At 50.5% G+C, this 20,910-nt stretch carries 24 protein-coding genes, 1 rRNA gene and 1 riboswitch; of the genes, 2 read left to right on the top strand and 23 right to left on the bottom strand.

All coding sequences use genetic code 11. From position 1 onward, the window contains the following. Nucleotides 1-79: 79 nt before the first annotated feature. The 11 genes from spoVG to BN3772_RS18090 form a co-directional block, all read right to left on the bottom strand. A complete protein-coding gene (spoVG, locus tag BN3772_RS18140; protein WP_020425826.1) occupies nucleotides 80-367 on the bottom strand; it encodes a septation regulator SpoVG in 288 nt (95 codons plus the stop codon). 210 nt (nucleotides 368-577) lie between these two features. Then, a complete protein-coding gene (purR, locus tag BN3772_RS18135) occupies nucleotides 578-1,405 on the bottom strand; it encodes a pur operon repressor (RefSeq protein ID WP_042201188.1) in 828 nt (275 codons plus the stop codon). Nucleotides 1,406-1,521: 116 nt separating this feature from the next. Beyond that, nucleotides 1,522-2,376, bottom strand: coding sequence for a 4-(cytidine 5'-diphospho)-2-C-methyl-D-erythritol kinase (gene ispE / locus BN3772_RS18130; RefSeq protein WP_042201187.1), 855 nt, complete (start codon nucleotides 2,374-2,376; stop codon nucleotides 1,522-1,524). Nucleotides 2,377-2,532: 156 nt separating this feature from the next. Beyond that, on the bottom strand, nucleotides 2,533-2,715 hold the full coding sequence (locus BN3772_RS18125) for a small, acid-soluble spore protein, alpha/beta type (protein WP_042171833.1): 183 nt from the start codon (nucleotides 2,713-2,715) through the stop codon (nucleotides 2,533-2,535). A 153-nt stretch (nucleotides 2,716-2,868) separates the two neighbouring features. Continuing rightward, entirely contained in the window at nucleotides 2,869-3,144 is a 276-nt protein-coding gene (gene veg, locus BN3772_RS18120) for a biofilm formation stimulator Veg (protein ID WP_042171831.1), read from the bottom strand. 271 nt (nucleotides 3,145-3,415) lie between these two features. Further along, nucleotides 3,416-4,315 carry a sporulation peptidase YabG gene (yabG, locus tag BN3772_RS18115; RefSeq protein WP_042201185.1) on the bottom strand — a complete coding sequence of 300 codons (900 nt, stop codon included), beginning with the start codon at nucleotides 4,313-4,315 and terminating at the stop codon, nucleotides 3,416-3,418. A 61-nt stretch (nucleotides 4,316-4,376) separates the two neighbouring features. Then, nucleotides 4,377-5,261, bottom strand: a complete 885-nt coding sequence (rsmA, locus tag BN3772_RS18110; protein ID WP_042201184.1) for a 16S rRNA (adenine(1518)-N(6)/adenine(1519)-N(6))-dimethyltransferase RsmA — start codon at nucleotides 5,259-5,261, stop codon at nucleotides 4,377-4,379. After that, a complete protein-coding gene (gene rnmV, locus BN3772_RS18105; RefSeq protein ID WP_042201182.1) occupies nucleotides 5,258-5,809 on the bottom strand; it encodes a ribonuclease M5 in 552 nt (183 codons plus the stop codon). The genes rsmA and rnmV overlap by 4 nt, the downstream gene beginning before the upstream one ends. A 155-nt stretch (nucleotides 5,810-5,964) precedes the next feature. Continuing rightward, nucleotides 5,965-7,128 carry a 3D domain-containing protein gene (locus tag BN3772_RS18100; RefSeq protein WP_042201180.1) on the bottom strand — a complete coding sequence of 388 codons (1,164 nt, stop codon included), beginning with the start codon at nucleotides 7,126-7,128 and terminating at the stop codon, nucleotides 5,965-5,967. A 292-nt stretch (nucleotides 7,129-7,420) separates the two neighbouring features. Continuing rightward, nucleotides 7,421-7,649: riboswitch (cyclic di-AMP (ydaO/yuaA leader) on the bottom strand. 198 nt (nucleotides 7,650-7,847) lie between these two features. Then, nucleotides 7,848-8,618 (bottom strand): TatD family hydrolase, encoded by a 771-nt coding sequence (locus tag BN3772_RS18095; protein WP_042201178.1) that lies wholly within the window; start codon nucleotides 8,616-8,618, stop codon nucleotides 7,848-7,850. Between the two features lie 54 nt (nucleotides 8,619-8,672). Continuing rightward, nucleotides 8,673-9,956 carry an HD domain-containing protein gene (locus BN3772_RS18090; protein ID WP_042201177.1) on the bottom strand — a complete coding sequence of 428 codons (1,284 nt, stop codon included), beginning with the start codon at nucleotides 9,954-9,956 and terminating at the stop codon, nucleotides 8,673-8,675. Between the two features lie 307 nt (nucleotides 9,957-10,263). Between BN3772_RS18090 and BN3772_RS18085 the strand changes: the two genes are divergently transcribed. Then, nucleotides 10,264-10,518, top strand: a complete 255-nt coding sequence (locus BN3772_RS18085; protein ID WP_019914502.1) for an AbrB/MazE/SpoVT family DNA-binding domain-containing protein — start codon at nucleotides 10,264-10,266, stop codon at nucleotides 10,516-10,518. Nucleotides 10,519-11,366: 848 nt separating this feature from the next. Here BN3772_RS18085 and rsmI read toward each other — a convergent pair. The 10 genes from rsmI to BN3772_RS18035 form a co-directional block, all read right to left on the bottom strand. Next, nucleotides 11,367-12,278: a 16S rRNA (cytidine(1402)-2'-O)-methyltransferase gene (gene rsmI, locus BN3772_RS18080; protein ID WP_209443667.1), complete on the bottom strand. Its 912-nt coding sequence runs from the start codon at nucleotides 12,276-12,278 to the stop codon at nucleotides 11,367-11,369. Further along, nucleotides 12,275-13,051, bottom strand: coding sequence for a tRNA1(Val) (adenine(37)-N6)-methyltransferase (locus tag BN3772_RS18075; RefSeq protein ID WP_042201176.1), 777 nt, complete (start codon nucleotides 13,049-13,051; stop codon nucleotides 12,275-12,277). The genes rsmI and BN3772_RS18075 overlap by 4 nt, the downstream gene beginning before the upstream one ends. A gap of 68 nt (nucleotides 13,052-13,119) precedes the next feature. Further along, on the bottom strand, nucleotides 13,120-13,485 hold the full coding sequence (yabA, locus tag BN3772_RS18070) for a DNA replication initiation control protein YabA (protein ID WP_039868839.1): 366 nt from the start codon (nucleotides 13,483-13,485) through the stop codon (nucleotides 13,120-13,122). A 28-nt stretch (nucleotides 13,486-13,513) separates the two neighbouring features. Beyond that, on the bottom strand, nucleotides 13,514-14,314 hold the full coding sequence (locus BN3772_RS18065) for a PSP1 domain-containing protein (protein WP_039868836.1): 801 nt from the start codon (nucleotides 14,312-14,314) through the stop codon (nucleotides 13,514-13,516). A gap of 142 nt (nucleotides 14,315-14,456) precedes the next feature. Continuing rightward, nucleotides 14,457-15,431 (bottom strand): DNA polymerase III subunit delta', encoded by a 975-nt coding sequence (gene holB, locus BN3772_RS18060; RefSeq protein ID WP_042201175.1) that lies wholly within the window; start codon nucleotides 15,429-15,431, stop codon nucleotides 14,457-14,459. 18 nt (nucleotides 15,432-15,449) lie between these two features. Then, nucleotides 15,450-15,893: a YaaR family protein gene (locus BN3772_RS18055; RefSeq protein WP_042171811.1), complete on the bottom strand. Its 444-nt coding sequence runs from the start codon at nucleotides 15,891-15,893 to the stop codon at nucleotides 15,450-15,452. Between the two features lie 24 nt (nucleotides 15,894-15,917). Beyond that, nucleotides 15,918-16,247, bottom strand: a complete 330-nt coding sequence (locus tag BN3772_RS18050) for a cyclic-di-AMP receptor (protein WP_042171809.1) — start codon at nucleotides 16,245-16,247, stop codon at nucleotides 15,918-15,920. Between the two features lie 78 nt (nucleotides 16,248-16,325). Further along, the gene (gene tmk / locus BN3772_RS18045; protein ID WP_042201173.1) at nucleotides 16,326-16,967 is read right to left on the bottom strand and encodes a dTMP kinase; all 642 of its coding nucleotides are present in this window, start codon (nucleotides 16,965-16,967) and stop codon (nucleotides 16,326-16,328) included. Continuing rightward, entirely contained in the window at nucleotides 16,968-18,686 is a 1,719-nt protein-coding gene (locus BN3772_RS18040) for an aminotransferase class I/II-fold pyridoxal phosphate-dependent enzyme (protein ID WP_042201172.1), read from the bottom strand. Between the two features lie 211 nt (nucleotides 18,687-18,897). Next, entirely contained in the window at nucleotides 18,898-19,083 is a 186-nt protein-coding gene (locus BN3772_RS18035; protein ID WP_042201171.1) for a sigma factor G inhibitor Gin, read from the bottom strand. 207 nt (nucleotides 19,084-19,290) lie between these two features. On the opposite strand from BN3772_RS18035, the gene BN3772_RS18030 reads away from it, so the two are divergent. Further along, the gene (locus BN3772_RS18030) at nucleotides 19,291-19,815 is read left to right on the top strand and encodes a hypothetical protein (protein WP_042171800.1); all 525 of its coding nucleotides are present in this window, start codon (nucleotides 19,291-19,293) and stop codon (nucleotides 19,813-19,815) included. A 97-nt stretch (nucleotides 19,816-19,912) separates the two neighbouring features. Here BN3772_RS18030 and BN3772_RS18025 read toward each other — a convergent pair whose 3' ends face one another. Then, complete coding sequence (locus BN3772_RS18025) at nucleotides 19,913-20,329, bottom strand: hypothetical protein (RefSeq protein WP_042201170.1); 417 nt, start codon at nucleotides 20,327-20,329, stop codon at nucleotides 19,913-19,915. A 251-nt stretch (nucleotides 20,330-20,580) separates the two neighbouring features. Further along, nucleotides 20,581-20,697: ribosomal RNA gene (rrf, locus tag BN3772_RS18020) — 5S ribosomal RNA — on the bottom strand. Nucleotides 20,698-20,910 lie beyond the last annotated feature (213 nt).

Raw genomic sequence — 20,910 nt, 5'->3', positions numbered from 1 at the left:
CTTCGAACCCCAATTGAAAACGGCTTGACCTTACGCCATCCCTTACGGGCAGGCGTTCTTCAGAGACAGCGCTTTACGCTTAAGCTCCCTCTTCGATAACTTCCTCTTCTTCCGTAGCGGCGCGATCGTACTCAGCCAATACCGCGGATTGAATCTTCTCGCGTGTTCCCGAAGAAATCGGGTGTGCGATGTCGCGGAATTCACCGTCTGGTGTACGCTTGCTGGGCATCGCAACGAACATCCCGTTGTTACCGTCGATGACGCGTATGTCATGAACAACAAACTCGTTATCGATGGTAATGGATGCGATTGCTTTCATTCTCCCCTCAGAGTTGACGCGGCGGAGTCTGACATCCGTAATTTGCATGTGTGTGTTCACCACCTTTTTCCATCAGAGACTTGGTGTATAATTCCACACAGCAAGGCAAATTCCTTCTTTTTGATTCCAAAAAATGACTGCTAAAGAAGATTATTTTTCGGATACCATTGTTTTCGACATGTTTCGTGCTGTTTTCTAATGGTTCCTCATGCTTTCGACACTATACTGCAAAATGCTAAATGGAGCCTTGACCCTGTTCTAAGTGGAGAAATAGTTGCCGGGATGCGCAGAAATTCTCCGCCCCTTGGAATCCACCTCGGTCAGCTTCACAAGCGATACGTAGTCATGCAGCAGCCGTTCTTCGGTCTCCACTGCGCCTGACTCAACCAGCACACCCACTCCGGCAACCTCTGCGTTGAATTCGCCGAGCAGATCCACCATACCGCGTACGGTGCCGCCGGCCTTCATAAAGTCGTCCACTATCAGTACCCTTGACTTCTCACGCAGCGCACGTCTCGACAGGGACATAGTGTGAATGCTCTTATGCGAACCGGACACATAGTTAATGCTCACTGCCGAGCCTTCCGTCACCTGATGGTCACGGCGTACCAGTACTACGGGCAGGCCAAGCTGGGCTGCTGTAGCATAAGCAAGCGGAATCCCTTTTGTTTCGACTGTCATTACGACGTCGATCTCTACACCGTAGAAGGCTGTTGCAATAATTTTGCCGGCCTGCTCCATCACTGAAGGCAGACCCAGCAGGTCGGACATATACAGATAACCGCCGGGCAGAATCCGGTCGCTCTGCTCCAGCTCCCCGCACAGGCGGTTCACAAATTCCAGGGCCAGATTCGCCGGTATACGCGGAATATAACGCACCCCTCCGGCTGCACCGGCCAGTGTCTGCAGCTCACCTATGCCTTCACCTTCAAATACCTCTTTTATAATAGCCAGGTCTTCGCTGATGGATGACTTCGCCGCGCCATACAAGTCCGAAAAGGTGGACAATGGCAGCAGATCATGCGGTTTCTCAAGTAAAAATTGGGTCATGTCAACCAAACGCTGGCTTCTTTTAAGTTTTTTCACAGAATACTCCTCGCCAAAACCGAATATTATTAAAAATAATATCATTTTTGTACGGAATTACACAAGAAGAAACGGTTAAGCCGTCCTTTGGAGGAGGATAACCGTTTCGTCATGCACTAAGTCAGGGAGCGTACAGCGTACACTTCCTTGCAGAAGCCGCGCAGCCCGTTGTAAATTCTCGCTACCTTAGACTGCTTCGACACAAGGCCGAACACAGTCGGTCCGCTTCCGGACATCAGCACTCCATCTGCCCCCAGCCTCACCATAGCTTCCTTGAGCTGCTGGACCTCCGGATGCAGCTTCAGGGTCACATCCTCCAGTACATTGCCAAGGCCGGCGCAGACTGCCCCGAAGTCGCCTGCCTCAATCGCCTGCTGCATACGTGAAGCAGAAGGGTGCACCGCTATCTGATTGGCCCGCACGCGGCCGTATACCTCCGCTGTGGAGACATTGATCGGAGGCTTGGCCAGAATGACCCAGCACTGCGGGGGGTTCGCGATTGGCGTCAGCTTCTCTCCCCGGCCTGTAGCCAGAGCTGTGCCTCCGGTAACGCAGAACGGAACATCAGAGCCAAGCTCGGCCCCCAGCTCCTGCAGCTCCTGCGACGGAATACCAAGGCGCCAGAGCCGGTTCAGGCCGCGCAGCGTAGCCGCAGCATCACTGCTGCCGCCGGCAAGCCCGGCAGCAACCGGAATTCTTTTGTCCAGATGAATATGTACTCCGCTCTTCACATTGTAGCGGTCCTTAATCAGTCTTGCTGCCTGAAAGGCCAGGTTCTTCTCGTCTAGCGGAATATATCCGGCCTGGCTTGAGATGATAATGGAATCGCGCTTCAGCTCAGACAGCTCCAGACGGTCCGCCAGATCGACCATTGTCATTATCATTTCTACTTCATGAAACCCGTCAGCGCGCTTGTGAAGCACATCCAGCATCAAATTGATTTTGGCCGGCGCTTTTTCATACATTTTCAAGGCGTTCACCCACCCTCAGCTTTTCCCGTAAAAACAACTTAACATATTATATGAGAAACTTGTAATGAAGTCCATGATCAAAAGTCCCCCACAATCAGAAAGAAGGCTCTGCCGCCAGGGCAGGCCCCCGTTTCTAACGCCTTTAACAGCTGCGGGCTACAGCTCTGACTTACGAGCAGCCTGCTCGGCAAGCTGGATTGCACGCTTGACCATATTACCGGCATCCTTAGCCCGGATCCCGCCCCAGCCGTCCTTTTCCACCGTGTCATAGAAGCCGAGCTCCTTGGCCAGCTCTGTCTTCAGCTCCTCTGACATTATCCCCCGTTTTCTGCGGCTCATTGGCTAATGCCCTCCTTTTCGGTATTGGATAATAAGCTTATTGCCCCTATAGTATGCTGCCGCAGCGCCTTGCCCATTCCCGGCGCCCCTAGTTCCATGAAATTATGAGTTCAAAACAAAAACAGCCCCGCAGAGGGGCTGTCCTGTAAAACATTAAGCTTTAATATACAAAACCTGCATCTGCCCGTCATCTTCACAGACTGTGATTTCCACAGATTCGGTAAGGATATCGGCGTAGCTATAGGAGACTCGCTTAAAGGTCTGCTGCTCCTGATCCAGTTTGACAATAAAAACAGAAGGGTACGTTTCTTCCAGGACACCGGTGCGTTCAACGGTCTTACGGCGGCCACCGTTAGCCCGCAACGTAATCTTATGACCGACATGAGCTTCGAGACTGCGTTTAATTTCCAACAGCGCGTTATTAGCCATTGCCTGACGACCACCTCTTTCCTTGTCCCATTATACATCTTTTCACAAACTTTGTCAAATTAAATAATTAATTATAGAGTATGTAAAAATACTTGTCAACGGGATTTTTTTGAGAGAGTAGATTACCGATTAATTGTTATTGTTATGTGCAACAAAATAATTACCTTCTTCGGACGAGACTAGCCATTAAAAGTATAAAAAAAGGAAGGACAGCATTAAGCTTATCCTTCCCCTCGTATGCTTCTGTCATTCCCCATACTGCTGAAAAAAGCTAAATGGCCGAAGGCGTTACCTTCAGCGTAGACAGGTTCTGCAGCCGGGGCATGCCGATCCTGAAGCTTCCGCGCGTTTCGATGCCGCCCATCCCTTTGCTTCCGCTGATGGTATGATTCAGCACATCCCCCAGGTTCACTGTCTCACGCACAGAAGTAAACGCAGCCTTGGCTGCGACGTACACCGGGTCCAGCGCATGGATCAGTATTCTTCCCGGTGAGCTGGCGAAATTGGCTCCTGTGCCGAGCAATGCTTCGAAATGGGACTGGCACGCTCCGGCTACTATCGTCAAAGCATCGAAATTACGCTCATACTCCCGTGCAGCCTGAATTGCTGCCACAAAATGCTGTGAATTTTTGTAGCTGCCCAAGCTGTAAAGATCATAAGTATTAGACTGCTTAAGTACACCGTCATGGCCCGTAATAACAACGATGTCCGGACGGACACGCGGAAGCAGACGGTACAGTGTATCGGCCATCTTGGATTCATGCACATGATGCCCTTCTGCCGGTATCCGCAGCTGCTCGTAGAGACTCAGGCTTTTCCGAAGATAGAGCTGATCTCCGTCCAGATGCAGCACCTTGCCCGGCACTTCGAAATAAGCTGCTTCCTTAGGGGCTTGCGCCCAGCCCCCCGCAGCACTCTCACCGCTGCGCTGGCTCTGCTCCTGGCGGTCCCTGCGAAGCTTTGTCAGCGACTCTGTAGCTTTAATCTGAGCCTGCTGTCCCCGTTCTGTAATCCGGGTAGGCGGCACCTGTAACAGATCATCCAGAGGGGAATCCGCAAGCAGGCGGAATTCAGTCCCCTTGATTACAGCTGCATTCTGCATTATATTTTCTACCCGGAAGGTCACATCTCCGCCGTATGATTTACGAACGACCAAATCTCCTAAATTCATTACAACACCACCTCTACCCCCATCGTATGGGCAAAGGCCTCGGTTGGTTCATAAACAGCCGCTATTTAACGCCGGCAGCCAGCAATACCGCACTCAGCCGCGCATACTCGGCTATACTCAGCGTCTCGCCGCGGCGCACCGGCTCAATCCCTGCTTCAGCCAGCAGCGCCTCCAGGCGCTCGCGCCCTTCTCCCGGGAAGAAACGGGCCTTAAGGTTGTTGGCAATAGTCTTACGGCGCTGCGTAAAGGCGGCCTGCACCACATCGAAGAAATGCTTCTCGTCAGCCACCTCCACAGGAGGCCGCTCGCGCACCTTCAGGCGGATAACGGCAGATTCAACATTGGGCTGCGGGATAAACACAGTGCGGGGCACGATACAGACCAGCTCCGGCTCACTGTAGTATTGGACCGCTATGCTCAGGCTGCCGTACTCTTTGCCTCCGGGAGAAGCAGCCATGCGCTCGGCTACCTCCTTCTGAATCATCACGACAATATTATCGAGCGGCAGCTTTTCCTCCAGCAGCTTCATGAGGATCGGCGTAGTTACATAATAAGGCAGATTGGCAACCACACTTACCTTATCGACCGCAGCAAAGTCCTCAGCGAACAGCTCCTTGAGATTCACCTTTAATACGTCGTCGTTGCGGACTTTGACATGGGGATAAGCCGCAAGCACATCGCGCAAAATCGGAATCAGCCTGCGGTCGATCTCTACCGCCGTAACTGCGCCTGCCTCCAGGGCAAGCCGTTCTGTCAGCGCCCCGATACCAGGCCCGATTTCAAGGGCGCCTGACGATGGGCTAAGTCCGGCTGCGCCGACTATTTTGTCCAGAATGTTCTGGTCAATCAAAAAATTCTGGCCCAGGCTTTTTTTAAATGAAAATCCGTAACGCTGAATAATTTCCTTCGTCCGTGTCGGGGACGAGATTTGGTCAAATCCGCTCATGTAATGTTGCCTCCCTGATCAATTTGCGTGAGAGCCGCTTGAAACTCCTCCGGGGTAATTCCAAACATGGCCAGCCGCTTAAACAGCTGCTTGCCGTTGCAGTAGCCTATGCCCAGCGCATTGCCGAGTGCCATTCTCCGCTCTGCCGCTCTGGGGTGCACCAGCATGCCTGCAGCCATAAGCTCGTCCAGCCCGATTAGGGCAGGCGCCCCCTCGAAGGAGGTGTGAACATTGGCAAGCGCATGGCGTATCGCCTCGGGTGAGGCATTTTCAACTCCAATATCCCCCTTGCGGGTAGCATCCTTCTCCGGGATAAAAGCGTGCTTGCAGCCCGGCACCTTGGATGAAACAATCTTGCGTATGCGCTCGCCGGCATGGTCGGGATCGGTCAGAATAATTACCCCTCTGCGCTCCATGGCCAGTGCAACTTTGGCAATGACCCTGCGGTCTACCGCTGAGCCGCCCGTTTCTATCGTATCGGCCTCCACCGCCCGTTTGACGGCAGCCGTATCGCTTTTGCCCTCGACTACAATTAGTTCTTTAATCATTGTTAAGCTCCTTCCCTTACAGCAGAAACACAAAAAGAAGAGGATTCGCTCCCCTTCTTTTTGGCTAAAGAATGTATAAGTGATGAGCTAGCCCGTTCATAAAGTGCTACCCTCACTATATCGTATAAACCGTTAATTTGCAAAAGACGGCCGCCTTAATTCAGTTCGGGCTTCACGGGTCCAATCACATAGACTGTCCGGGATTTACGTCCGAAATTGCGGGCGTGGCTCAGTGAATCGTAGTAAACATCGATTTTATTGCCTTTAATGGCGCCGCCTGTATCCTCTGCACGGCGGAATCCCAATCCCTCAATATACACCCACCAGCCGATAGGTATTACACTTGGATCAACTGCAATAGTCCGGCCTTCAGTTACGCGTGTTCCCGAAGCCGTTTTTGTTCCGATGCCGGGCTCTTCCGAAGAATAAGCGGTCATCGACACATTTTTAATCATTCTTTTGTACTCAAAGTCTACGCCTGCCTTGTGCGCGACGTTGGTTGTTGCCGCTACTTTTTTTGCTGAACTGGAGGTAGTTGTTTTGGTCTGGGTAGTGGTTGCTGCAGCAACAACAGGTGTCGGAAGCTTCTTGGTACCAACGGCAATAATCTTGTCTTTGGTAACGGTCTGCACTTCCTTGCCGATCATGGTCTTAGAGACCAGCTCACCATCCTGATAGATCTTTTGGATATGCTGGATGATAGCGCCCGGCTTGCCTGCCTGTGCAACTCTTACGTCTCCCTTATACAGGGAAGGATCTGCGGTTTTGATGACTTTGAAGGGCAAGCTTACTGTCTGCTGTACCGTTTGCTTGGTAATACGGACAATCTTGACTTCCATGTCAGGTGTAACTGCGGTATCAAGCGAAGGGAATATCTTGTCGTCGCCGTCCAGGCTGTAGCCCAGCTTGGTAATGGCATCTCCGAGCGAATCCTCGGTAGTATAAAGCGTCTTGGTCGCACCGTCTGCAGTAAGCGTAAGCTTCTGGGCACGGGTAATGGTAACACGGTCGCCGTCCTGTATTTCATCGGTAAGGCCTATGGATACTACGTCATGCGGCGTCAGGGTAATCTGCTCCTTGGCCAGCACATCGCTGAGCAGCGCTTCACGCGTTTCAAGCGTAAGCACTTCTCCGTCTATCACTAAGTTAATAACTTTATTGCCTTGACCGTGTACGTAGAGCAGAATTAACAGCGCGATAACAATAGATACCGCACCTGCAAGCGAAAGTACGCGAGGATTCACTTGCTTCAACCGTAATGCGAAAGACCTGCTGGATGATTGCGAATCATGGGATACCTCTGGTTGGAATACGCCCATTCTCTCCATCCTCCTTACATAGCCCCGTCGTCCAAATAGTATATCAAAAGTTGACTGAATCATATCTGACGAAACTAAGTTTGAGATTGCCACAGGATACGCCCGCATAACTTCAGCGTTTCCTGCTCATGGATCGCCTGCCCGGCATAAAGAATCCCAGAACCTGTTATATAACAGTATGCTGGGTACATCCGCATTATTCAAAACAAAAAAAGCCCAAAAGAGTTCTGTAGAGGACTCTTTCGTGGCTTCTCCGGGTGTTAAAATACGCGGGAATGTGTATGCACGAGGTTTCCTCTCTTACTTGCGCTTACGGGGTTAGCTGTCGGGTTCGGGCATAAGAGAGACGCCCTATCTCAGGTCACCCGCTCACGGCGGTTGCCCTCAAATTCACCCCAAAGACCACGTGAAGAAATCAAATAAAGTCTGCGGCATTTCCTGGTTGTACTCTATGTACGCTCATGCGGCAGTGCATTATTGGTTCCCCCGTTCTCCATACGGAGACTCAGCGAGACGATCCATGAATCAGTGACTGTCACAGTAACAACAGCTCACTGCACTGAAAAGATGATATCCTGTTTTGATGCATGTTGTAAAGGACGGTTCAACCACGTTTACGCAAAAAAATGATTAAAATATTGTAATATTCGGCCGTTTTAAGATTAAAAAGATTTAATATATCGCTTATACTTCTTTTTTCACCTGTTTTTCTCCCGATTTCAGACAATCCCAAATCGTTCCAGTGCGTTCGCATACGTAATTTCAGCTAATTCCTGTAAATCAATCCCTTTTATTTCCGCCGCTGCTTCTGCCACCAATTTTACATAACTGCTTTCATTACGCTTGCCGCGGAAGGGGTGAGGAGTCAGATATGGCGAGTCCGTTTCAATCAGCAGAAGGTCTAGCGGGGTCTTCGCCAGCACCTCTTTTGGTACTCTGGCATTCTTGAAGGTAACCGGTCCGCCAAAGCCCAGATGGAAGCCCAGATCAAGACACATTTTTGCCGTTTCCCAGCTGCCGGAGAAGGAGTGCATGACACCGCCAACCTCATTCGCTTTCTCTTCCCGCAGAATCCGCACCATATCCTCGTGGGCATCACGGTTATGAATACAGATTGGCATGTTCAGTTCACGGGCCAGCCCGATCTGCTTACGCAGCACCTCATGCTGTACCTCTTTGGGCGAAGTATCCCAGTAATAATCCAGCCCGATTTCTCCGATAGCCACCACTTTGGGATGGCTGCACAGGGAAGCGATCCACTCCAGATCCCCGTCCCTCATATCGACCGCATCAACCGGGTGCCAGCCCACCGCTGCATAAATATAATCATAGGATTCGGCCAGCTTTATGGTTGTCGGGATGGTTTCCCGGTTAAAACCAATGTTAATCATCTTCGTTACTCCGGCTTCCCTGGCCCGGGAGATCACTTCCTCGCGGTCCTCGTCGAATTGTGGAGCATCCAAATGGGTGTGTGTGTCAAATAAGCGCATTAAGCAGCTTCCTTCCTGTCCTAATTTCTATGATGAATACCAACTTTTTTTGTATTATTTTGCAAAAATCTCAGCAATGGAGGACGGCAGCTGTGAAAGTGCTTTCTGCAGCTTGTCCTGCGGGAAATAAAGATGATACCGGCCGCGGTGAATTCCGCTGATAGAGCGGACAATATCGGAGACCTCTGAGATTTCCTTCAGCCTGTCATGGCGGTCAAGCAGCAGGATCTGTTTGCTGTCAAAAGCGTCACCCGGGCGGAATACATCATAGGGAAGATCTGTCGGAAAATCAATTTCCAGGTCATATTCGGCATTTAGTCCGGCTGCAGCGAAGCTGCGGCGAATTTCGTCAATTGTCTCAGTATCCAGGTTATCCGTCTGTACATATTTATACAGTTTACGATGTATAAAACGGCTGCACAAGTCACTCAGCAGCTCATCCTGCTCCAGAGTCCACTGCATAAAGGCTGTCTGCATCATCGCTTCATCCAGCAGCAGGTACTGCTGTACGGTTACTTCGCTTCTGAACAAGTCGCCCAGCGGCTCAATCATGAAGCCGAAGGTATAGCCGCTCTGAAAGAGCTCTTTGGCCCTGCGCAGGATCTGCCGCAAAATAATCTCCGAGCTGCGGGTCACCGGATGAAAATAGACCTGCCAGTACATTTGGTAACGGGACATCAGGTAATCCTCTATAGCATGCATGCCTGATTCCTTAACTACAACCCTGCCATCATAGGGACGCAGCATTCTTAGAATCCGGTCAATATCAATCGTTCCGTAGTTAACTCCGGTGTAATAGGCATCCCGCAGCAGATAATCCATCCGGTCAGCATCAAGCGGACCTGAAACCAGATTAACGACAATTTCATGTTCATAGGTTTTGGAGATTACCGAAGCCACCTTCTGCGGGAAATCCTCGGCTACCTCCTTTAGAATCGCTGTGATCTCCGTGTCCTCCAGAATAATGCGGCAGGTCCAGTCCTCGTGGTTCATTTCAAAGGCTTCTTCTATAGAATGGGAAAACGGGCCATGCCCCAGATCATGCAGCAGAGCTGCGCACAGGGTCAGCAGGCTTTCTTCCGGCATCCAGTCCTTATACCCGCTCCGTTCAAACTGTGAAATAATCCGCCGTGTAATTTCATACACTCCAAGGGAGTGCGAGAACCGGCTATGCTCTGCACCGTGAAAGGTAAGATAGGAGGTGCCGAGCTGGCGGATCCGCCGCAGGCGCTGGAATTCCTTGGTATTAATTAGACGCCAGATAATTGTTTCCTGAACATGGACATAATTGTGAACCGGATCTTTAAAAACCTTTTCCTCTGACAGCAGCTGTTTCATGGGATCAACTCCTTTTTCCATAATTTAATTAGTAATTGATTGGAATTAAGTCTATAATAATGAATTATGTCATAGTTTGTCGAATAATGACATTTTAGATATTCATAAATCGACACCCCATTTTGATGCGCTTTTCCGGGGAATCGGGATAACTGCAGGGATTATAAATGTTTTCTTTCAAAAATTCCTTAAAATTAGTCTCAAAAAAGGTTGACTGTTTTGGGAATGGTTGGTATTATAAGTATCATAAAACGGTGAACAATGTCGAATAATGACGCTTTTGAAATTTGAGAGGAGCAAGATTGTAATGATGAAATCAACAGGAATTGTAAGAAAAGTAGACGAGCTTGGACGGGTTGTTATTCCGATCGAATTGCGCCGTACGCTGGGCATTGGAGAAAAAGATGCGCTCGAAATTTACGTGGACGGTGAGCGGATCATGCTTAAAAAGTACGAGCCTGCCTGCATTTTCTGCGGAAACGCCGAGAACGTTACTTACTTCAAAGGAAAAATTGTTTGTCACGAATGTATTTCTGCTATTCCTACCCCTGTGACAAATTAAATCAAATCGGTTATAATAAGAACTAATCCAATTGTTAATTCTAACCTTTTTATATCTCCTTGGCCTCCCGTACATGCGGGAGGTATTTTTTTGCGTTTATGAGGTGGGCTTCCTGGCGGGGGCTTCCCCCGTTATCCCCCTTTATTTTGAATTCATCTAAAACTAACTTTAAGCCAAAATGATTAAACCAGAATAAAAAGATACATTTTCTTTCTTACCCTCCCAAACCCTCCCTGATAGGGAGGGCCCCAAAGGGCCCCGGCCCTCTGGACACCCGGAATCTTGTCTGATTTGGCAGCATCGCGGACAAAAGCATTGTTCGGCGGAAGACCGGCCCTCTTTCGGGCGCGCCCTCAGGGCCTTGCCATGCGAGAGACTCCCTCATAGGCGGTTTACCTATGAGGGCTGCGCGATTTACAGGCCGCTCCGGCATTACTGCCGAGCGGGGCGCTGTCCCTTCGGGAATCGCTAACTGCGAGTGACTTGAGCGTGAGTGGATTTTCTGCTTCGTGCCCGCTCTCCCTGCGGGAATCGCTTACTGCCGCGCTTACCTGCAGCTTAATCTTGAGCGACTTTTCTGCACGGAGGCGCTCTCCCTATGGGAATCGCTCACGGCGGCGCCAGGAAACAATTAGCTGCAGTTTATTCAGTTAAATTAATCCATATTGTATAGAAAATAATTATAAATATATTTAATACAATTAAAACCATATAAAACTTCAATATTATCTATTTTCCATATATATAAATACATAAACTAGTTCTATATCCAATATAGGGTATTATTTTGTCTAAATAGTTATACAAAGTGCAATTATTCCTTATACATTAATTCAGACCGCTACCTTTCACTCCCGCTCCAGCAGAGCATTATAAATATCGCGCTTTGCCAGACCACGGTCGGAGGCTGCTTTTTTCATGGCATCCTTACGCGTCAGACCGGATGTTTCGTGGTGAGCAACATGCTGCTCGATACTGAGCTCGCGCCACCAGGAGGACTCAGCCAGCTCAGCATCCTCCTTGCTTTCCCCCTCAACCACGATTACATATTCGCCAAGCGGCGGATGCTCAGACAGCCAGGAGATACACTCCTCGATTGTGCCCCGCAGAAATTCTTCGTAGCGCTTAGTTAATTCACGGGCCAGGACCACACGGCGGTTACCGAATGCCTCCTGCATATGTACCAGCGTCTTAGCTACTCTGTGCGGTGATTCATAGAAGAGCAAAGTGCTCTGTACAGCACGCAGGCCGGATAGTACGTTACGGATATCCTTGCGCTCACGCGGAAGGAAGCCGATGAAGGTAAAGCCTGCGGTCGGCAAGCCGGAAGCAATTAAAGCTGACAGGGCGGCGTTAGCTCCTGGTATTGGAATGACTGGAATACCGTGGCTGACAGCCAGCGCAACCAGATCTGCGCCGGGGTCGGAAATGGCCGGCAGACCGGCATCGCTGACCAGTGCGAGATTTTTACCTTCTATTATATAGCGTATTAATTCGGGTCCGCTGGCCGCCTTATTATGCTCATGATAACTGAACAGCATTGAAGGTGTTATCTCAAAATGGCTTAGCAGCTTGCGCGTCTGTCTTGTATCCTCAGCGGCAATAATGTCACACTCCTGCAACGTACGCACCGCGCGGTAGGTCATGTCCTCCAGATTACCGATTGGCGTAGCCACCAGATACAGGCAGCCGCTTCCTTCCGGTGCACCCGAGCCGGCTTCTGTATTCTTTTGAAAACTGCTTTGGCATGTTATTGTCATTGGCTGTTATCCTCTTTATTACCATAATAGATGTCCATAATTTCCGGACAGTATTGATTGTCATCATTATATACGATCAGCGGCGGTTGTAAACGTACCTCGGGCTTGCCGTCACGCGCTGCTTCTATTAAGACCATATTGGCTTCCAGATGGGCCCGTGGATGAATAAAACGGATGAGCTTAGGCTCCAGCCTGTATTGTCTCATTAAACTAAGGATGTCCACCAGCCGCTGGGGCTTGTGCACCATGCTTACTTTGCCTCCCGTACGGACAAGCCGCACGCAGGCCTGAATAACCTCCTCCAGGGTACACCCGATTTCATGCCGCGCCATAGCCTGATGCGAATTCAGCTTAAGGTCGCTTCCGTTAAGCGGCATATACGGCGGATTCACCGTTATTGCATCGTAAACACCGTATCCGGCTGTAGTATGCAGCTCACGCAAGTCTCCTTCATGGATCTGTACCCGTTCTTTAAGACCGTTCAGGGCAACACTGCGGCGGGCCATATCCGCAAGACGCGGCTGAATTTCAATTCCCTCGATAGAAGCCTTGGTGCGCGTGGTCAGCAGCATAGGAATTACGCCGTTACCGGTACATAGATCCAGCACCCTGCCCCGTGGCGGGACACCAGCGAACCGGGCCAGCAGTACAGCATCCATAGAGAAGCTGAATACCTCATCACTCTGAATAATACGCAAATCATGAGTCAGCAGATCATCAATCCGCTCTGAAGGCTGCAAAGGAACTGGTACTTCATTAAAAGAATTCATCATTATAATCTCCTAAAGTGTATAAAATTCAAAAAAAACCGTAGGCGTAAATCTCCTACGGCTGGATATCCTCATTTATTAAGAAAAGAAAGACAGAACAGGCAGTCACCCTCTGTGCGTAAATGTCCGAAATAGACATTACAGATGTGAAAGCCTTCATGGTACAAGCGGGCCAGGTTATCATAACCTTCTCCGACGACCTCCTCTGTTCCTTCAGCGGCAGCCAGCAGTGCTTCTGCTTCAGCTGTATCCACGGCCGGGTCCAAAGGTGCTTCCCTTTTCAGTATTTTGCGGAGCTGTTCATTTTCCAGACTGAGCCTTTGATTGGCTTCCATCAGTTCCTTAACCGTCTGTTTCCAATCTCCGAGAGTGGCGCGCATCGTCTCCATCTGCGCTTCCATCTCCTGCATGTGTGCAAATATATTTTTCTTCTCCAAGTTTCCACCCCGAAAGTAACCTTATGGTTTACTTGACGACAACATCATCCATTGGAAGTTCCTTAACTTTGCCCACTTCAAACAGCTGTACATGAACCGTACGGCTTCCGGCATTAATTCCAACCACCTTGCCTTCTCCCAGTGAGGTTACGACAAGCTTGCCTACCGCCGGCATTTCTTCCTTTGTGCTCTCATAATTATCATGCTCAAACTTCAGGCAGCACATTAGTCTTCCGCATAAGCCTGAGATCTTAGTCGGATTCAGTGAAAGGTTCTGGTCCTTGGCCATCTTGATGGATACCGGCTCGAAATCGCCAAGCCAGGAGGAGCAGCATAACACCCGTCCGCAAGGCCCCAGACCGCCCAGCATCTTCGCTTCGTCACGCACACCGATCTGCCGCAGCTCGATCCGGGTCCGGAAAATACTTGCCAGATCCTTGACCAGCTCACGGAAATCAACCCGTCCCTCAGCTGTAAAATAAAAAATAATCTTGTTACGGTCAAAAGTGAATTCTACATCCACCAGCTTCATTTTGAGGCCGTGATCGCGGATTTTATTTAAACAGGTGTTGAAAGCGTCCTTTGCTGCACCCTTGTTCTCCTCCACCACACGTGCGTCGGTTTCCCCGGCGATCCGCATGACTTTCTTGAGAGGCAATACAACATCGGCTTCCTGCACCTCTTTTTTGCCAACGACAACTTTACCGTATTCAACCCCACGTGCTGTTTCCACTATAACGCACTGATCACGTTCAATCGGGAAATCAAGCGGATCGAAATAATATATTTTACCCGCCTTTTTAAAGCGGACGCCTACTACGCTGTACAAAAATTAACCCCCTTGTTTGCCGGTAAAAGGAACCCTTAAGCAAATCCGCTCCCTGGTGATCTATGCTTGTCCTTCCTCATCCGTTAAACCTTTAGTTCCAGGCTGAAGCGCTGATCCGGAGGATTATATTATATCTAAGCCTTTACCCTTCCAATCGGATTAAAAACTGCTCCAGACAGAGTACCGCATTGGCGTTGGAACGGAGCTTGCGCTTGCTCTCCGTTGCGGATTCCATATAGGAGACCCATTGTTCCGTGCTCCGCTCGCGGGCATGTCTGGAAATAAAGTCTAACTGATCTATGAAAACGATGCTTTCGTGTCTGCGGTACAGGAAGTAGAGCATATCTTTGAACCAAAGGTGGAACATGCTGAACAGAGTATCCATATGTTCACCGAGTCCGGCCTTAGTCAGCTTCTGCCCGGCGGTTGCCACTGCAGTGCTGCCCTTGCCCATAGACTCCTTTGCTAATTGTAACACTAGATTTCTCATTTCTGCAAACCAATTCTGTGCCAAAAGTTCCCTGCAGCCGTCAAGTCCCGAAGTAAGCGAAACAGCGCACCGGGCCAGCGGCACCGGAACCCCATCAGCGGCTAAAGCCTGGAGCATAAGATCCGGATGCAGCGGACTGAACGGAATACGCTGGGTCCTCGACTGAATTGTGGGCAGCAAGGAACTGCTGTTATCGGAGATTAGAATGCCTACTGCCGGAGCAGGCGGCTCCTCCAGAAACTTAAGCAGACTGTTGGCGGCCTGGACCGTCATTTTGTCTGCTCCCTCTATAATATAAACCTTCGGGTTAACCCCTTCTGACCGGTAGGAAAACACACGCTGCAGCTCGCGGATCTGATCAATCTTAATACTTGCCCCGTCGGGCTTCAGCAGCGTCAGATCGGGATGGTTGCCATGCTCCACCTTTCGGCACTCAAGACACTCTCCGCAGGCATCATCTTTACGCCCGGTACAGAAAATCGCCTGGGCAAACATCAGCGCTGTCTTCATCTGTCCGCTGCCGGCAAGGCCGGTGAACAAGTAGGCATGACTGACGGCATCCTTACGGAGCGCGTTCTGCAGCAGACGCTTTGCATCCTCCTGGCCTAATATATCATGAAAAGGCATAAATTCCTCCAACTTCTTTTAAAAAGAAAGATTAATCAGCATCCCGCGGATCTCACCGACCCGGCCCAGCAGATCGATCCGTCCCTGCTCACTCTCCAGCAGATCATCTGCCAGATTCAGCAGGGCGGCATCAATCTCCTCCAGCAGCTTGTAGCGCTTGCCGCGGCCGCGGCGGTCCCAGCCTTTGGTTTCTTTTAGGACGACACCGCGCCGGGCTGTTTCTTCCAAAAAGCGTTTGACCATATTCCGGTATATAGCAAGCTCACGCACCGTCATTGATTTGGCCAGCCGGTCACCCTGCTGCTGAATATCTTTGATCTGACGGTTTAGCTCATCCAGTGTTTTTTGCTCCCCCTGCTGCTGAAATACGTCATTAAAGCTCTTTTGCTGAACGGGTCTGCGCTCGGCATCAGCGTTAGGAAGTTCACTTTTTAAGGGCCTGTAGCCCGGATTGATTTTCAAAAGTATCTACCGCCCTTATTATGCTCAATAATGCTCAAAACGATCGACAGGAAGAACAAATACTGTAGCTCCGCCTACCTGAACTTCTACCGGAAGCGGCAGATAGGAATCTGTTGTACCGCTCATTGGGGTTACCGGAGTAACGAGCTGTTCGCGCACCTTGCAGCTGTTGCGGATTACTCCAAGTACCGCATCCACCTGGGAGTCATCTACACCAATCAGAAATGTCGTATTACCTGCCCGCAGAAATCCGCCTGTACTTGCCAGCTTGGTGGCACGGAAATTGGCCTTGACGAGTTCGCTGGACAACCGGTTACTGTCTTTATCCTGGATAATTGCAATGATTAGATTCATCTTCGCATTCCTCCTAATAGTTTTGGTAAGAACCTCATTTTATAGCAGTGTGCTTAGAGTAATATTTGACATGATAACTTAAAAATCCTTTAATATACGCTCTTTCAGCGTCCGGACGATATCCTGCTCTACCATATGAATCGGGCGGTTGGCATCCAGCACAACTACACGTTCCGGGTCAGACTGTACCACCAGCTGATAGCCCTCACGCACCTTCTGATGAAAATCAAGCTTCTCCAGATCAAGGCGGTTAACCTCCCTGTCCTGGTTAGCAGCAATCCGCGATAAGCCGATCTCCGGATCTACATCAAGATAAAAGGTAAGATCCGGCTTGCGCCCACCGGTGGCGAACTCGTTAATATTCCGTACCTGCTCAATGCCAAGCCCTCTGGCATGGCCCTGGTAAACAAGACTGCTGTCGACAAAGCGGTCACAAAGTACAGTAAGGCCTTGCTGCAGTGCAGGCTCAACCACTTCAGCCAGATGCTGGCTTCGTGCCGCCGCATACAGCAGCGCTTCCGTCCGTGCATCCATTGCCGTATGGGCAGGATCAAGAATGATGGAGCGGATCTTCTCGGCAATCTCAATGCCTCCGGGTTCCCGTGTAATGATATAAGGCATGGAATGATTCTGCAGATAAGCTGCTACTCTGCCCAATACGGTTGTTTTTCCTGCTCCATCGCCTCCCTCCAAAGTAATAAAAAAGCCTTCACGTCCCACTTATACTTCTCCGCCCTTCTGTATGTTGTAGACCCTGATTCTCTGCAGCAAAGGGTCAGCGCAGGCCTGAAACCTGGCTCCCCCCCGGCTCAGCGCCTCCAGCCTGCTGCAGGCTGCATCGGTTATAACCTCTCCCGGGTATAGTAGCGGAATTCCAGGCGGATAAGGGATCACCATCTCCGCACTTGTTCTTCCTATACTGTATTCGAGAGGTATACTTTCGGTTTCAGCTTGAGATACCGGCTTCATGGTGAACCTTACCGGCTGTGAAAAAAGCTGTCCGCTCAAAATGTTCCACGTGGAAATATTGGCTGGCCGGAAAGCTCCAGGCTCCCGGATAGCTTCAGCTACAGTATCCGGCGAATCAGAGTGAACTGATTCCCTAACAAGAGCAGAGGCCCGCGGGCTTCTAAGCGGAGTTAATTCCTTAACGGCTGCGCCGTTCCGGCAGTGCGCCGATTCTTCAGCACTGCTCAGGCCCGGCCGGCCTGCCGCCGGCGCTTCAGCATCTATGCCGCGCAGCGCGCCCAGCAGCGCAGCAGCCTCTTCAGCCTTCGAGCCGAGGCTGAAGGCCAGCACTACGTGCCGGTCGTCGCTCATCTCCGGCACGATGCCCTTCTCTTCGAGCCTGCGCTGCAGCTCGAAGCCCACCAGGACCCCGGCGGCGTCATAGATGACCGCCTTGAAGGGGTCCTGGGTCGTGTACGCCGCCCCGCTGGCTGGCGGCGCGGGTTCTCCGGCGGCTGTGCCAGCGCCGCCGGGGGTCTGCTGCTGCGCCGCAGGCTGCAGCAGCCCAAAGCGCGGCAGCTCCGCCAGGCCGCGCTTCAGCACGTCCACGGCGGCGAGCCCCGCCGTGAAGGCTCCGGCGCGCCCGGTGTGCACCAGCCGCCGGGCCAGATCGAGCGAAGCCATCAGCGGATACGATGGGCTGGAGCTCTGCACCATAGCCAGCCGCTGCCGCAGCAGCGCGCGGTCAAGGCGCGGCCCCTGCACATGCAGCATGGCGCCCATCGTCAGCGCCGGCAGCATCTTGTGCGTGGACTGCACCACGCCGTCCGCGCCGCAGGCAAGCGCCCCGGCCGGAAGCGCCGGGTGCTGCCCGTAATGCGCCCCGTGCGCCTCGTCAACCAGCAGCGGAACGCTGCTGGCGTGGCAGATGCGCGCGAGGGGCGCAAGATCCGTTCCCATGCCGTAGTAATTCGGCATGGTCACCAGTACCGCGGCGGCCTCCGGGTAGGCTGCGAGAGCAGCCTGTACCGCTTCAGCCGCCGGAGCGACCGCCAGGCCGCTGTCCGTATCCAGCTGCGGCTCCATAAAGACAGCATTCACACCGGCCAGCATCAGCCCGTGTATTACTGATTTATGGACATTACGCTGCAGAATCAGCGTCATCCCCGGCTCGGGACATACAGTCAGAATAAGGGCAAGATTGCCGGCAGTACTTCCGCCAACCAGCAGAAAGCTCTCCTCCGCCCCAAAGCAGTCCGCAGCCAGCTCCTGTGCCTCCTGAATAACTCCCTCCGGATGATGGAGATCATCTGTGCCGGTTATCTCGGTCACATCGTATCTCATAATCTCACCGAGAAAGCCTGCCCCTCCGCCGGTGCTGTAGGCATTGCCGTTCTTGTGGCCGGGCACGTGATAAGATATATTACCCTTAAGTCTATATTGTTCCAGCATTTCATATATTGGCGCCCTGCCAGGCTCTAACTTGTCCATATCTATATCCTTCCCTGGGGTTACCTCTATTTTAACGCAAATACGGCCAAACGCCTATAATACCGTGCAAAAGCCTAAGCCGCACAACAAAACGGCTTCACCGCACCAATAGAGAACGGGAAAGCCGTTATACGTATTGCCTGTTGTACAGCCATTGCGACACAACTTCACCGCCCGCTCTTTTTACACCGTAATTAGTACTCTTGACCGGTTAGGCGTTCTTTTGCAATCCGATCTTCTTCATCCGTCCGATAAAAAAGCGGTACTTGATGTCTTCAGCATCCGTACGCACCATCTCACTCTCGCAATCCTCACAAATGAAATGCGAGACAATCACAATTCCTTCTTGCTTTATCTGCCCGCATATAATGCAGGGCTGCTCGGTTTGCTGTTCCATTACCATCCCACCTTGACTCTTTTAAGAACAGTATGTTACACCTTCTATCATTTTAAACCTTTTCATAGTTTTTTCCTATCCTGCCCTGCCCATAATATATATATTCTGTGATCTCCGGCTGGTGATTGAGTTAACGAAGTTTAATAAAATGCCCCATACATCCGATATTATTAACATGAGCATTCATGAGGAGGTTATATTTTAGCAATGGAATCTAACACCAAAGGCGCAGCAACATTCTACCAATACAAGCTTATCAAAAAAATAAACCTGACGAATACGAAGCTGCGTGCCTATTACCTGCTCCCTCTAATATTTTTGGTACTGGAGACTGTATTCCTATCCTGGTGGAGCTTCCTGTATATGCTTATTGCCGCTCCCGTTGTATTGTGGGTCCAATATGTCATTTCACGTTCAGTACTGCTTATCACCGGGCACCCTATCGCCAAGCGCTGGAAAATCACCCTTCGCCTGCCCTGGTTAGGCTATATGCCTGAGCAGTATATCAGCTACAGCATCTTCCGCAAGGTACAGCTGCATAACTTCTGGATCGGCCTGTGCATTGCTGCCCTATTTATTGTCTGGGTACCTGCTGCATTTACAGCCTCACTGGCAGTCTGCCACTTGTGGCTTCTTTTGCCCCGGTTGTATGCACTTCTGATGCTCCGGCATAATGACAATAGCGGAATGCTTAAATTCAGTCCTGCCGATGTCTCCTATTATGCACAGTAATGTTAAGCGTCTTATACATACTATAAATGCAGCCTGACCAGAAACCATTGGCTCATTAAAAAATAAATAATCGCCGTCCGCAATGGACGGCGATTATTTATTTACTCTTTAGTCCCTTAATAGCTACCTTCTTTTCCTTAGGAATCATAACTATAAAATAACCATCATGAACGGTTAAATGTATAATCAGGCTGTCTTTTTGAAAAACACGGGAATTCCCCGCATCCTCTGCCCCTTTTTGTTCCTTCCAGCCCCACGCTTCAATGGCTTCCAGATAAGGATCCGGCAGGCCTTCTTTTTCCTTAAGACCGGATAACGAATACCGTACATAGTCCATAGCAACATTTGTAGTTGTCCTGTCAGGTGAGCTTGCCTCCTCAGGGACCGGGAAGCTCTTCTCATTCAATGCTCCCTCAAAGTTATCCCATTTGGGCTCCTTCACCCCACAGCCAATCAATGACACGCTCAATATACAAACAATTAATAGTATCCACAAGGGCCGGTTTTGCTTCATACCTTAAATCCTCCTTACCACTACCATGCATCAAAAGACACAAGAAAATTCAATTTTAGAATTTAACAGTAGTTCGATCGTATTAAGGGCAATGCCTGATATTTGCACATTTCTATTATACTTGGATAACCCATAACGTCGGTAACAAAAATGTCACTCAAATGAAAGCGTTTTATTACAATATTTTTTCTTCTCTCCCTTTAAAAAACAACAAAAAAGCCATTGCCGATTGCTCAACAATGACTTCATGTGCTTGGCAGCGTCCTACTCTCCCAGGACCCTTCGGTCCAAGTACCATTGGCGCTGGAGGACTTAACGGTCGTGTTCGGGATGGGTACGCGTGGAACCCCTCCGCTATCGCCACCAAACATGCGTCTGTGAAACAGACGCTGCCGCTAGACATTTTCAACACCAGAAGTGCGAATAAATGTTGTTGCGTTACAGGCTTGATCACCTGAAAACTGAATCCGAAACGAAGATGCGTTTGCCCTTGTTATGGGGCCCCCGGAAAGTAATCGGAATCGGCTTCGTCAGCCTCTTCTTCACTTTTTGGGGTAGTTTATTGGATAAGCCCTCGACCG

This window comes from Paenibacillus camerounensis (assembly GCF_000723885.1).
Lineage (GTDB): Bacteria > Bacillota > Bacilli > Paenibacillales > Paenibacillaceae > Paenibacillus_AQ > Paenibacillus_AQ camerounensis.
The sequence above is the reverse complement of the archived record's forward strand: the minus strand, read 5'-3'. Positions and strand labels throughout refer to the sequence as shown.

Coding starts and splice junctions, on each gene's coding strand:
- spoVG (WP_020425826.1), bottom strand. CDS start 367: ATGCAAATTACGGATGTCAGACTCCGCCGCGTCAACTCTGAGGGGAGA.
- BN3772_RS18125 (WP_042171833.1), bottom strand. CDS start 2,715: ATGAGCCGCAGAAAACGGGGGATAATGTCAGAGGAGCTGAAGACAGAG.
- veg (WP_042171831.1), bottom strand. CDS start 3,144: ATGGCTAATAACGCGCTGTTGGAAATTAAACGCAGTCTCGAAGCTCAT.
- yabG (WP_042201185.1), bottom strand. CDS start 4,315: ATGAATTTAGGAGATTTGGTCGTTCGTAAATCATACGGCGGAGATGTG.
- rsmA (WP_042201184.1), bottom strand. CDS start 5,261: ATGAGCGGATTTGACCAAATCTCGTCCCCGACACGGACGAAGGAAATT.
- rnmV (WP_042201182.1), bottom strand. CDS start 5,809: ATGATTAAAGAACTAATTGTAGTCGAGGGCAAAAGCGATACGGCTGCC.
- BN3772_RS18100 (WP_042201180.1), bottom strand. CDS start 7,128: ATGGGCGTATTCCAACCAGAGGTATCCCATGATTCGCAATCATCCAGC.
- BN3772_RS18095 (WP_042201178.1), bottom strand. CDS start 8,618: ATGCGCTTATTTGACACACACACCCATTTGGATGCTCCACAATTCGAC.
- BN3772_RS18090 (WP_042201177.1), bottom strand. CDS start 9,956: ATGAAACAGCTGCTGTCAGAGGAAAAGGTTTTTAAAGATCCGGTTCAC.
- BN3772_RS18085 (WP_019914502.1), top strand. CDS start 10,264: ATGATGAAATCAACAGGAATTGTAAGAAAAGTAGACGAGCTTGGACGG.
- rsmI (WP_209443667.1), bottom strand. CDS start 12,278: ATGACAATAACATGCCAAAGCAGTTTTCAAAAGAATACAGAAGCCGGC.
- BN3772_RS18075 (WP_042201176.1), bottom strand. CDS start 13,051: ATGATGAATTCTTTTAATGAAGTACCAGTTCCTTTGCAGCCTTCAGAG.
- holB (WP_042201175.1), bottom strand. CDS start 15,431: ATGCCTTTTCATGATATATTAGGCCAGGAGGATGCAAAGCGTCTGCTG.
- BN3772_RS18050 (WP_042171809.1), bottom strand. CDS start 16,247: ATGAATCTAATCATTGCAATTATCCAGGATAAAGACAGTAACCGGTTG.
- BN3772_RS18040 (WP_042201172.1), bottom strand. CDS start 18,686: ATGGACAAGTTAGAGCCTGGCAGGGCGCCAATATATGAAATGCTGGAA.
- BN3772_RS18035 (WP_042201171.1), bottom strand. CDS start 19,083: ATGGAACAGCAAACCGAGCAGCCCTGCATTATATGCGGGCAGATAAAG.
- BN3772_RS18030 (WP_042171800.1), top strand. CDS start 19,291: ATGGAATCTAACACCAAAGGCGCAGCAACATTCTACCAATACAAGCTT.
- BN3772_RS18025 (WP_042201170.1), bottom strand. CDS start 20,329: ATGAAGCAAAACCGGCCCTTGTGGATACTATTAATTGTTTGTATATTG.